Here is an 11,743-nt window from a genome sequence, read left to right on the forward strand (position 1 = left end):
CTTAAAGGTCTTTTTGTTATTCTTTGTGCTCTTTTGAGGCTTGTTCATTTTCTTCGCGCTGGCGCAGTTTTTTTGCTTGGGATTCAGACAGTGCAGGAAAGACCATGATAAATTGGCTTCCTTGACCTTCAACAGAGTCGACACTTATATTACCGTGATAACTGGTCACAAGTTTTTGAGCTATTGATAGCCCTAAACCATTACCGCCTTTTTCACGAGTGCGTGCTTTATCAACCCGATAAAAGCGATTAAAGATTTTGCCTTGTTCTTCTTTTGAAATGCCTTCACCAAAGTCTTGGACTATAATATGGACCTCATCTTGGGATAATCCGGCTGAAACATTCATTTCTTTACGATCGGTAGAGTATTTAACGCCGTTATCTATTAAAATTACCAGCAGCTGCTCTAAATGTCCCTGGTAAATCTGAATTTCTGTCTCAGCTGGCAAATCGTCCATGTCTAATCTAATTGTAAAATCTTTGTGAACTAGTGACATATCACCAACAACACGTTTCAGGACTTCAGAAACTTTAGTAACTGCATAAGGATACTGCACATTAATTTGTTCTGCACGCGTTAAGTCCAACATTTCTTGAATTAAGTGCTGCATTCTCTTTGCTTCCTGCAGTGAGGCATCGATTGACTCGTCTAAAATTTGCGGGTCATCTTTTCCCCAGCGCTTTAGCATACTCAAGTGCCCTTCAATTACAGCTACTGGTGTGCGAAGTTCGTGAGAAACATCACCCACAAATTCTTTTTGCTGGTCAATATAACGCTGCATGCGATCAAGCATTTGATTAAAGGAAACAGCTAATTCTTGTAATTCATCGTGCCGGTGAAAATCTCTAATCCTGATAGTACTATTAGGATCGTCATTTACTTCCAAAGCAACGTGCGACATCTCTTTTATTGGTTTCACAATGTCCCTGACAATTATAAAAGCCACTAAAGTGAAAAATATTATTGCAGCAACAGAAATCCGCGCCATCCATTTAAGGAGATTTTTCATCAACCCGTTATAGTAAGTCATTTTATTTGCCACAACTATATAGCCAGTGACTTTGCCTGAACGGGCCGACCGAACTTTTTGATATGTAATCAATTCTTCACGGTGATGTTTAAAAACATGAACTACCTGATGATCACCTTTAATCTTTTTAAAAGGCGGAATTACATTTCCATTATCAAAGACGTCTTCTTTACGCAGATTATAGACTACCACGTTTAGATCTCGATTAGTTAGTGAAGACAGCAGATCGTCATTAAAAGCACTCCTATTGGGCTGATCCGAACTAATTGGCGGATTGCCTTTTAAAACTTCTCTGGTAGAGGGAGTTAATGCGGGTACAACATTAGAGATTTCTAATTGAGTTGGTATTCTATTCAAAGTACTATTGAGTTTAGAAACAATTTCATTTGAGGTCTCTTTTTGTTGCCCCATTGATTGCTGACCAATGAATGAATAAATTATGAATGAAAAAACAATAAAAGAGACCATGATCGTCAATGCAACGACGCTTACCCACCGTACAACAAGTGACGAATGTTTGGTCTCTTTTTTGTTTTTCTTTTTATTTCTTTTCATCATCCTCATCTCTTACCATATACCCAGTTCCACGAACCGTCTTAATATAAGATTGTTTACCTGGAACATCAATCTTGTTTCTCAGATAACGAACATATACTTCTACCACGTTTGTTTCGATATTTGAACCTGGGCCCCAAATCTTTGATAATAACTGGTCACGGCTAACAACGTTATTCTTATTCTTAATTAATGTCATTAGCAAATTGTACTCGCGTTTAGTTAAATCAACTGCTTTACCATCACCACGACGAACAATTCTATTTGCAGTTTCAATAGTAAGGTCTTTAAATTTAACCACTTTCTTCTCAACTGAATCATCGGAAGCATCTTTTTCAATCTTGACACGACGTAAAACTGCACGTAAACGAGCTAGCAGTTCTTCAATGGCAAAAGGTTTAACGATATAATCATCGGCACCATGATCAAGGCCGGAAACCCGATCGATGACTGAATCACGAGCTGTCATCATAATGATTGGTGTACTTTTAACTTGGCGCACTCTCCGGGCAATTTCTAATCCATTCAGATCAGGCAGCATCAAGTCCAATAAAATTGCATCAAAATCTTCTTTTAAAGCTAGATCAAGTGCCTTGCGGCCATTACTTTCGACAACTGTGTCATATTTTTCATGCTTTAATTCCAATTCAACGAAACGAGCCAAATTCTTTTCATCTTCAACAATTAATATTCTTGCCATTTTTGTTCATCCTTTTTTAAAATTTAATTTCGGTTTATTTAATTCATATCTTAATCAACAATTAAAGCATACTTTAAAAATGCTTTTAAAACAAGATTAAAAACCAGCATTTCAACAATACTGATCTCATAACTTATTTAATTATTTTTATTTTCATTATTCAAGTTTTTATTATTTTTCGTAAACAAATCTTTTAATTTAGCAAAGGCGGGATTAACTTGTTCTTTTTGCTCTTTAACGAAATCATCTTCAGAAATTACCGACCAGCCTTTTCCTCGAGGATAAAGATTTTCCTGCTCCTCTTTTTTGGTTAAAATCGTTGTTGGAATGTGTAATAAAATATTATCTTCAATCGCCTTTTGCAAATCAATAATTTCATTTTCTACCTTGACAATGGGGATCTCGCTTTCAGCGCTCTCGTCTTTTGCCACATCAGTATCAGTATAATTCTCGCTAAAGTTAAAGTCTTCTTGGAAATCAACCGGTTCTAGACTGCGACTGGAAGGGACAACTAGCTGGGCTACAACGTGGAAATTCCCTGTAACATAGGGCTGATTATAAAAGACAGCGCCAGATAGCTTAATATTTTTTACCTGATAAACTAAATTCTGGCTACGCTTTAGAAATTCTTTTTCTGGTTGCACCTCACACTCAATATGAGTCAATGGCTCTTTACTATTTTTAATCTGAGCAAAATTAAGTGTTAACATTTTAAACCTCCAGCGGTTTACGACCAAAGTTTTGATCAACTTGCATCAGTTGTTCAAAGAAACGATCAACACGTATTTGCAAATTCAGCGATCCACTTTTAGTGTTTTTTTGATCAACTTTAGAAATCACGTCCGCAGTCGTATCTTTTCTAATTTTCTTAAGATACTTTCGTCCTAGTTTGCTATAACCTAAAAGGAGCAGCGATTCATGGTTAAAACTGTTAACCATATCATCTTGAGTCACATTTAATAACGTATACAGACTAAGCCGGCGCAGACGAGAATAAGTATATCTTTTAGACTTGATCATACGTAAAAATTCGGTAAACGATTGTGCGTTATGAATTTCATGTTTCATTTTATACTCAAGTCCTTCGCTCATTTGGTAAACTTGCTGCAAATCTTCTAAAGAAGAAGATTCAAGCCGATATTTAAGAAATGGAAACAATAGATTCCAATTAGGATAAGCTTTTTGCTTAAAAAGCAGCTGTACCTCTTTTTTCGGCAGCCATTGTTCTAACGTACAATTATTTTCATTATGCAGAATTAAATTACGAATTGCACTGGCACTTTGAACAACCTTGTTATTTTGCAAAACATCATCATGTCCTGCCCCAATACGATTAATTGGGTGTAAAACTAGCGGTGTACCCAAATTATGATTAGCTACAGCATACGCCAGTGCCAAAATAGCATTAGGTTCATTTACTTCATGTCCAACCTCACGAGCCACCATTTGATTATACTGAGTTGAGTATGTTTGACTGTAATCATTAAAATCCATGTGACTTTGAGGTATTTCAGCAATTTTACTACCCAAATAAGCAAAGTTTTGCGTAGCATCTTCAACACCAAAGATTAGATCGGTAACCCCGACTTTAGCTAGTTGGTCAATGCTGCCAAGAGCAAACAAGTCAGCTGGCTCAACGGAAGTTGAAAACGGCAATTCGAATACTAGGTCAGCGCCGCTTTCAAGAGCAGCCTGCGCCCGAGTCCATTTATCCATGATTGCCATTTCGCCTCGTTGGACATAGTTACCGGACATGATCACAACTATTGGGTCTTTATTTCCAGCTATATAGCGCGCCTGATTCATCAGAAATTCATGCCCACTATGGAAGGGATTATATTCCGCGATGATCCCTACAACACTCATAGTCAGTTAATCTTCCTCTAATTCCAATTTTTTACCGTTGGCCCATAATTTTTCTACATTATAAAAATCTCTGGCTTCTTCGGTAAAAACATTTACTACTACATCACCTAAATCAAGTAAAAGCCAATTTGATTCGCTCGTACCCTCAACGCGGTAGTCATAATAATCCGCTTTATGAGCTTCATCTATGATCGCATTAGCTATAGCATGTAACTGTCTATTTGATCCGGCACTGGTGACAACATAATAATCAGCTAAAATACTATGCCCTTGCATATCAAAAGCAGCTGTATTTTCGCCGTGACGATCACTAATTGCTTTTAAGGTAAAACTTAATATTTCTTTACTAGTCATTTTTCTCCTTATTTTTTTATACTCCAAACATTGTAAGCATTTAAAGTTCGTGGATAAATCTTATTCCTTTTTTCAATTAAAAATTCAAGGGTATGTGCTAATTGGTAACCGACACCTTCATTAAGATTAGCATAAGTTATCTTACGCGCTTCTTCAACTCCGGGAAATGATCTGCCGGGTTCAATAAAATCTGCCATATACACAATTTTGTCCAAAGTTGTCATCTCAACGTCAGCAGTAGTATGTCTGCTTACAGCCGTTAAGATTTCCTCATCATTAATTTTTAAATCACGTTGAATAAAATAAACACCAACAATTCCATGCCAAATGCTCCGGTTCCAATTTAGTAAATCTTGATCAAAACCTTGAGTTTTAATTACTTCACGGTATTCAGAAACAGGAACCTGCTTGGCATAATCGTGAACAAAGCCTGCCAAAGCCGCTTTATCCTGATCATAATGGTTAAGTTCAGCCAATCTAACTGCTGTTTGACTAACACCAACGCAATGTTCAAAGCGGTCAGCTGTCATGTTGTTTTGCTCTCTAGCAATTATTTCAGCACTGCTTAGAGGAGAATAGGTTTTTGCAAAAAATAAATCACTCATGATATAGACCTTTTTTCTGAATATAATTTCTGACTGTATCAGGTACTAAATACCTAATTGAACCACCAATTGTAATTGTCTGCCTAATTAGTGTAGAACTAACTTCAATTTCAGGAATATCAACCCAAATCATTGGCAGTTTTGCTTTTTGAGGATAACCTGCTCTTTGAACTCCAACCAGTGTAGCTAATTGTGCTAGCTTGGTTGGTTCCTTCCATTCATTTAAATTATTAACCTGATCACTGCCCATAATTAAATAATAATGATTTTCGGGTTGAGTTTCATGCAAATATCTCAAAGTGTCAATCGTATAGGAAACGCCTCCACGGTATAATTCGAATAATTTCACTTGAAACCGAGGGTTGTCTTGAGTTCCTAATTCAAGCATATTTGCACGATCTTGCGCAGACGCAATTGGCTCATCTTTTAAAGGTGGCACATTAGTAGGGATAAACCAAATTTCATCCAAATGCAATTTGGTTAGTACTTGTTCAGCCACTATTAAATGACCAATATGAATTGGGTTAAAAGTCCCACCAAAAATACCAATTTGACGACCTTTCTGGGGTGCTAATTTTTCTTCAGCTACAGCCACTGTAGGTGTTTTTTGATAATTTTTTGCAATAGCGATCATTATATCCTCTATATTAACGCACGTCTAATTCCCAAGCCAATCTGACCAGGTGTATAAATTTTAACTAAACAATTTGCAGGAACAGTGATAAAACCGATCCCGCCAAAAAGCAAGTCACTTTTATTACTAGTATGATATTCCTGCCCCTTTAATGGCGGCAAATTATCTTCTTTAGTCGGTGGACTCAATAATTCACCAATGTGCTTGGTATAAAAAGCATCAGCATTTGCCGTCTTGGTTCTGTGAATGTATAGACCACGAGCCGCATAAACTGTGAAACTAGCTTTTTCACCTTTTAAGAAGTCTACTCGTCCTAAACCTGCTAGAAAGAGACTATTACCGGGGCTCAACTGAAACGTTACCGGCTTAAGCTGCTTTTGCGGTGATACTACTGCTAATTCTTTGGTATTCAAATGTGTAACCAATTGATTTTGGGTCAATATGCCAGGAGTATCTATTAAGAAATGACCATTTGCCAAAGGAATTTCAATTTTATCTAAAGTTGTTCCCGGAAAACGTGAGGTCGTGATTAGATTTTTAACATCTCCCATTTGGTCAATAATCGCATTCAAAAGAGTTGATTTTCCTACATTGGTCATTCCCACAAAGTAAACATCTTGCTCACGTGATTTCTGATCTAAATACGTTATCAACTCAGTTAGATTTTTCTTGTTTTTAGCGCTGACTAAAAATATTTTTTTAGGAAACAGTCCTGCTCTGTTAGCTTCTTGTCTCATCCAATCCTTAATTTTATTTTGACGAGAATTGTCGGGAAACAGGTCAAATTTATTACCCACCAGTATAAAATCATTTTCACCAATAAAACGTTTAAGTGATGATAGTAAAGAATTAGTGAAATCAAATAAATCAACCACATTGACGACTAAAGCCTTCTTTGTAGCCAAAGAATTCAAGAGCTTTAAAAAGTCATCATTATCGGCATTGACAGGCATAATTTCATTATAATGACGCAGCCGAAAGCAACGTTGACAATAAATATCGTTGCCCTCATCTCCACTTTCTATTGCCTGCTGCAATCGTGAAAGTGGCAGATAACCAGCTTCTTGCGGGTTATCTGATTGAAGAACAGCACCACAACCAATACAAACAATTTGATCATCCATTTTTTAACGTCTCCTTAAATGTAACTGGGTGCGAAAAGTTGAGAAAAAAGAAAATAATTTTTTCAAAAAAACGATTGATACGGGTATTCCATTTATCAGTTTGAATAAGAGGCTCAACCAAGACCGATTTGACACCAGCTAAATTGCCAGCTTGAATATCGGTAATCAACTGATCCCCCACCATCATTACCTGTCCTTTTTCTAAGCCCATTGATTTCCTTTTTTTACTAATCGCAAATGGTAACGGCTTTTTAGATTTAGCAACAAAATCAATGTGATAGGGATTTAAAACTTTTCCTACCCGTTCAGCATTATTATTGGAAATTACCACCAACTTAATTTGAGCTTGTGCTAATTTTTTATTAAAGCTATCCATTTTTTGAGCAGTTTCAAATTCGTTCCAAGCTAAAAGAGTATTATCTAAGTCAGAAAATACAGCTTTAATATTCATTTGCTGCAGCATATCTGGATCTAAATGATAAATCGTATCAATAGTATAGCGTGGCCTGAATAACATCCAATTTACCTTTCATCTATTATTGCACTAGTTTAATATATCAAATTATTAGCTGCAAGTGCTAAATTTTGACATAAAAAAACGGCGCCATAAGCGCCATTTCAAATTAATTTAAAGCCTTTTTAGCAGTTTCTGCTAATTTCGCAAAGGTCTTTGAATCGTTATAAGCAATATCAGCTAACATCTTACGGTTAATGTCAACACCAGCTAATTTCAAGCCGTGCATTAACTTAGAATATGAAATATCATTTTGTCTTGCTGCAGCATTAATTCTGGCAATCCATAACTTTCTGAAGTCGCTCTTACGTCTTCTTCTGTCACGGAACGCATATCTGTAAGATACAAATAATTGAGTACTTGCAGCCTTAAATTGCATATGCTTTGCGCCACGGTAACCCTTGGCAAGCTTCATAATCTTCTTACGACGTTTACGTGTAACTGTTCCACCCTTAACTCTTGGCATCTAAAATTCCTCCTAAATATCGTTTTATTTGTTTAATTAACGCATTTGAGAGAGCATCTGTTTGATGCGCTTCAAGTCGCTGCGTGAAACCATTGCAGCCTTTCTCAAATGACGACGTTGTTTCTTAGTCTTGCCGTGGAAACGGTGGCCGGTAAAAGCGTGATGACGCTTTAATTGACCAGAAGCAGTTCTCTTAAAACGCTTTGCAGAAGCGCGGTGGGTTTTCATTTTTGGCATTTTCTAATTCCTCCAAATTAACTATTTATTTTTGTCACTCTTCGGAGCGAGCATTAAGAACATTGAACGGCCTTCCATCTTAGGCTTGCTAGTAACAGTAGCAATATCAGATGTGGCTTCAGCCATTTTTTCCAACACTTCACGACCCAGTTCCTTGTGAGTGATTGCTCGACCTCTGAACCTGATCGAAACGCGTACTTTGGCACCTTCTTTAGTGATAAACTTACGCGCGTGCTTTAATTTAGTGTTAAAATCGTTACCCTCAATCGTTGGGCTCAAACGAATTTCTTTAACACTGACCGTTTTAGACTTTTTCCGAGATTCTTTAACCTTCTTTTGTTGCTGGAAACGGTACTTACCATAGTCCATGATACGAGCAACAGGTGGCTTGGCATTAGGCGAAATTAGAACTAAATCTAAATTTGCAACACTTGCTTGGCGCAAAGCCTCAGTCTTGGTTACAACACCAACTTGTTCACCATCTTCATTAATTAAACGAACTTCGCGTGCGCGAATTTGGTCGTTTAATATCAAATTCCTTGGAATAATCATTCACCTCCATGTTAATCTGAGGACAAGAAAAAGACGGGTATAGTTCTACCCGCCCATAATCAACAGAAAATATCGATCAGCCCAGAGGTTTACTTAACTTAGGCGAGAAGCGGGAAGCTTCTTCTTGTTCTCAACTAAAACGATTATACTCGCATTTACTATTTGTGTCAACGAGATATATTTTAAATCTCATTGCAAAATTATGCTAACTTTTTGTTCAGTTTATTACCAATTAAAGATAAAGTAAAGCAAACAATAAAATAGAGCAATGTTAGAGCGGCAAACATAGGCACAATATAATTAGCATTTTGCCCGTATATTACCTGTGCGTGTTGCATCAGTTCTGGAACAACAATAATAGTTGCTAAGGAAGTATCTTTAATTAAAGAGACAAACTGACCAATTATAGTAGGTATCATGTGCCGGTATGCCTGCGGTAATACAACGTGCCATAATGCTTGCACAAAAGACATGCCTGTCGATCTTGCCCCTTCAATTTGCCCAATAGCTACTGACTGAATACCAGAACGGACAATCTCTGCAATCATGCTGGATTCAAAAATTGTCATCGCGATAATTGCTGACAAAATTGCACCGGGTCTTAAACCAATATTGGGTAAGCCAAAATAGGTAAAAAAGATAATTAATAGCAAAGGTAAATTTCTAACGATGTCAATAATAAAACCAACAATTGCTGAAATGAATTTAAGTTTAGCATAGCGAATAATTCCGAGAATTGACCCTAAAATGAAACTTAAAATAATTGCAAAAACTGAAATAAATAATGTGACTGCTAAGCCTTTTAACAGAAAACCGAAGTTTAACCAAGATAAGGCATTAACCCATGTTTGCATTTTAGTTCGCCTCCCTATGCCAATTTCTTTTCCAAATGCCGCATATAGTAGCTCAGTGGCATTGTAATCAACAAGTACAAAACACCTATTACCAAATAACTGTTAATCGTATCAAAAGTAACAGAAGCAATGGCGTTTGCTTGGTACATTAAATCAAAACCCGCAACAAAAGCTAAAATTGACGAGTCTTTAATCAAATTGACAAATTGATTGCCTAACGGTGGAATAACTATTTTAAAAGCTTGCGGCAACACTATATAGCGCATTGCCTGCTTATAAGTCATACCTGTTGACCGTGCACCTTCCATTTGACCGGAAGACACCGATTGTATACCAGAGCGAATAATTTCAGCAATAAATGCAGAAGTGTAGAGAAATAAACCAATTGTACCAGCAGTAAAACCATCAATTTGTACAAAATATTTTGGTACTATTAAGTAAAAAAACATTACGATGATTAATAAGGGAATATTACGGAAGATTTCAACGTAAATTCGACCAACTTTATTGGCAAGTTTATTGGGAATAACCTCCAATAATGCTAATAAAACTCCGAAAATAAGACTAAATATTAAAGTTAGCAAGCTTGACAAGATAGTCCAACCAAATCCTGAAAATAATTGACTACTAAAATTATTGAAGATATGGATCATTTAATATACATCTCCTTATAGTTAAATCCAGGAACCTGACCGAACCATTTTTTAATTAAGAGATTGTATTCTCCGCTTTTTTGAATCTTATGAATTGCTTGATTTATGGCTTTATGAAAAGGTCCTTGATTTTTATTTACTGCAATACCATAAGGCTCTTTAGTATAGGTTCCTCCGGTTACTTCAAGGCTTCCAGAACTTTGTGCTGCTAAACCATATAAAATGCCATTATCACTAGTCAAAGCATCACCTTGATGCGACTTTAAAGCAGAGACTGCTTGACCATAGTCTTGCATTGCAACAACTTTGGCTTTGGGAGCCACTTTTTTTATTGCTTCAACAGAATTATCGCCGACAATGCCGATCACAGTTTTGCCGTTCAGGTCGCTTGGCTTTTTAATTTTTGATCCTTTAGGGACAAGAAACGATTTACCTGCCTGAAAGTAAGGCTTAGAAAAGCTAATAACTTTTGCCCGTTCCGGTGTAATTGTCAAAGTTGCGATAACTGCATCCACATTGCCGTTTTTCAACAAGGGTATTCTTGATTGGGAGGTGGCAAGAGTAAAATGAGCTTGACCTTTTGGACCTAAAATTTCTCTCGTAATGGCTTTAGCCATATCGATATCAAAGCCTTTTTCTCTATCATCTCTAATATCTATTAAACTAAATAGTTTTTTGTCACCTTCAACTGCCCAAGTAATGGTATTAGTCGAATGTACATTTTTCAAAGCAGATTGGTCAGTGACTTTATTGCCACAACCCGACAAAAGAAAAATTCCTAAAAATAACGAGATTGAGCAAACAAGTTTTTTCATGATATTTGCCCCTTCCTTAATGTGTAATTATTTTACTTAAGAATTGCTGGGCACGCTCAGTTTTTGGCTGCTCAAAGAAAGACTTGCTGTCGTCATCTTCAACAATCTGACCTTGATCCATGAAGATAACTCGGTTAGCTACTTCTTTGGCAAAACCCATCTCGTGAGTCACAATCAGGGAGGTCATATCACTTGCCGAAGTTATTTTTTTGATTACCTGTAAAACTTCATCAATCATTTCGGGATCAAGTGCTGAAGTTGGTTCATCAAAAAGTAATAATTTGGGGTGCATTGCTAAAGACCGCGCAATTGCCACACGCTGCTTTTGACCACCAGATATTTGTGCTGGCATATTACGTGCTTTATCAGCGACTCCTACCATATCAAGTAAATGCAGTGCCTGCTTTTTATTTTCTTCTTCAGGCATATGACTGACAATTCGAGGAGCAAGCATTACGTTTTCTAAAACATTTTTATTTTTGTAAAGATTAAAATGCTGAAAAACCATGCCCACGTCTTGACGCAATCTATTTGAATCTGTTTTGGGATTGGACAAATCCTGGTTATTAACAATTAATTTTCCGCCTTGGATTGACTCTAAACGATTAATGGTTCTAATTAGAGTACTTTTGCCTGAACCGGAAGGCCCGATTAAGACAACTGTTTCACCCTGATCAATTTGCAAATTGATATTATGCAACGCGTGAAATTTGCCATAAAATTTCTGCACGTCACGAAATTCTACCATTGACATATATATGCTCCTTTTTAGCAGTCTTAATTT

Annotated in this window: 16 protein-coding genes and 1 other annotated feature; all 16 genes read right to left on the bottom strand. The window is 36.7% G+C overall.

All coding sequences use genetic code 11. The features are described 5' to 3' along the window. Positions 1–16 precede the first annotated feature (16 nt). Positions 17–1,594 carry a HAMP domain-containing sensor histidine kinase gene (locus DLD54_RS05660; protein ID WP_109918547.1) on the bottom strand — a complete coding sequence of 526 codons (1,578 nt, stop codon included), beginning with the start codon at positions 1,592–1,594 and terminating at the stop codon, positions 17–19. Next, positions 1,572–2,285 carry a response regulator transcription factor gene (locus DLD54_RS05665; RefSeq protein WP_038523265.1) on the bottom strand — a complete coding sequence of 238 codons (714 nt, stop codon included), beginning with the start codon at positions 2,283–2,285 and terminating at the stop codon, positions 1,572–1,574. Before DLD54_RS05665 ends, DLD54_RS05660 begins: the two co-directional genes overlap by 23 nt. 137 nt (positions 2,286–2,422) lie before the next feature. Next, a complete protein-coding gene (locus DLD54_RS05670; protein ID WP_109918548.1) occupies positions 2,423–2,995 on the bottom strand; it encodes a DUF177 domain-containing protein in 573 nt (190 codons plus the stop codon). 1 nt (position 2,996) lies between these two features. Then, positions 2,997–4,151 (bottom strand): nucleotidyltransferase, encoded by a 1,155-nt coding sequence (locus DLD54_RS05675; RefSeq protein WP_109918549.1) that lies wholly within the window; start codon positions 4,149–4,151, stop codon positions 2,997–2,999. 6 nt (positions 4,152–4,157) lie between these two features. Continuing rightward, on the bottom strand, positions 4,158–4,505 hold the full coding sequence (rsfS, locus tag DLD54_RS05680; protein WP_038523274.1) for a ribosome silencing factor: 348 nt from the start codon (positions 4,503–4,505) through the stop codon (positions 4,158–4,160). 8 nt (positions 4,506–4,513) lie between these two features. Further along, complete coding sequence (gene yqeK, locus DLD54_RS05685) at positions 4,514–5,110, bottom strand: bis(5'-nucleosyl)-tetraphosphatase (symmetrical) YqeK (RefSeq protein WP_109918550.1); 597 nt, start codon at positions 5,108–5,110, stop codon at positions 4,514–4,516. Then, positions 5,103–5,744, bottom strand: a complete 642-nt coding sequence (locus tag DLD54_RS05690) for a nicotinate-nucleotide adenylyltransferase (RefSeq protein ID WP_046327312.1) — start codon at positions 5,742–5,744, stop codon at positions 5,103–5,105. The genes yqeK and DLD54_RS05690 overlap by 8 nt, the downstream gene beginning before the upstream one ends. Before the next feature lie 8 nt (positions 5,745–5,752). Then, a complete protein-coding gene (yqeH, locus tag DLD54_RS05695) occupies positions 5,753–6,868 on the bottom strand; it encodes a ribosome biogenesis GTPase YqeH (protein WP_109918551.1) in 1,116 nt (371 codons plus the stop codon). After that, complete coding sequence (locus DLD54_RS05700; protein ID WP_038523286.1) at positions 6,861–7,385, bottom strand: YqeG family HAD IIIA-type phosphatase; 525 nt, start codon at positions 7,383–7,385, stop codon at positions 6,861–6,863. Before DLD54_RS05700 ends, yqeH begins: the two co-directional genes overlap by 8 nt. Positions 7,386–7,491: 106 nt before the next feature. Further along, on the bottom strand, positions 7,492–7,848 hold the full coding sequence (rplT, locus tag DLD54_RS05705) for a 50S ribosomal protein L20 (RefSeq protein WP_034980161.1): 357 nt from the start codon (positions 7,846–7,848) through the stop codon (positions 7,492–7,494). A gap of 36 nt (positions 7,849–7,884) precedes the next feature. Then, the gene (gene rpmI / locus DLD54_RS05710; protein WP_034980158.1) at positions 7,885–8,085 is read right to left on the bottom strand and encodes a 50S ribosomal protein L35; all 201 of its coding nucleotides are present in this window, start codon (positions 8,083–8,085) and stop codon (positions 7,885–7,887) included. A 21-nt stretch (positions 8,086–8,106) separates the two neighbouring features. Beyond that, positions 8,107–8,637, bottom strand: a complete 531-nt coding sequence (gene infC, locus DLD54_RS05715; RefSeq protein WP_082229344.1) for a translation initiation factor IF-3 — start codon at positions 8,635–8,637, stop codon at positions 8,107–8,109. Between the two features lie 19 nt (positions 8,638–8,656). Then, positions 8,657–8,769 (bottom strand) — a sequence feature (ribosomal protein L20 leader region). A 68-nt stretch (positions 8,770–8,837) separates the two neighbouring features. After that, positions 8,838–9,491, bottom strand: coding sequence for an amino acid ABC transporter permease (locus DLD54_RS05720; RefSeq protein ID WP_109918552.1), 654 nt, complete (start codon positions 9,489–9,491; stop codon positions 8,838–8,840). A 14-nt stretch (positions 9,492–9,505) separates the two neighbouring features. Then, entirely contained in the window at positions 9,506–10,144 is a 639-nt protein-coding gene (locus DLD54_RS05725; RefSeq protein ID WP_109918553.1) for an amino acid ABC transporter permease, read from the bottom strand. Next, positions 10,141–10,959 carry a transporter substrate-binding domain-containing protein gene (locus tag DLD54_RS05730; RefSeq protein ID WP_038523297.1) on the bottom strand — a complete coding sequence of 273 codons (819 nt, stop codon included), beginning with the start codon at positions 10,957–10,959 and terminating at the stop codon, positions 10,141–10,143. Before DLD54_RS05730 ends, DLD54_RS05725 begins: the two co-directional genes overlap by 4 nt. A 16-nt stretch (positions 10,960–10,975) precedes the next feature. Next, the gene (locus DLD54_RS05735; RefSeq protein ID WP_109918554.1) at positions 10,976–11,713 is read right to left on the bottom strand and encodes an amino acid ABC transporter ATP-binding protein; all 738 of its coding nucleotides are present in this window, start codon (positions 11,711–11,713) and stop codon (positions 10,976–10,978) included. Between the last annotated feature and the right edge of the window lie 30 nt (positions 11,714–11,743).

The organism is Lactobacillus helsingborgensis, assembly GCF_003173695.1.
GTDB classification, from domain to species: domain Bacteria; phylum Bacillota; class Bacilli; order Lactobacillales; family Lactobacillaceae; genus Lactobacillus; species Lactobacillus helsingborgensis.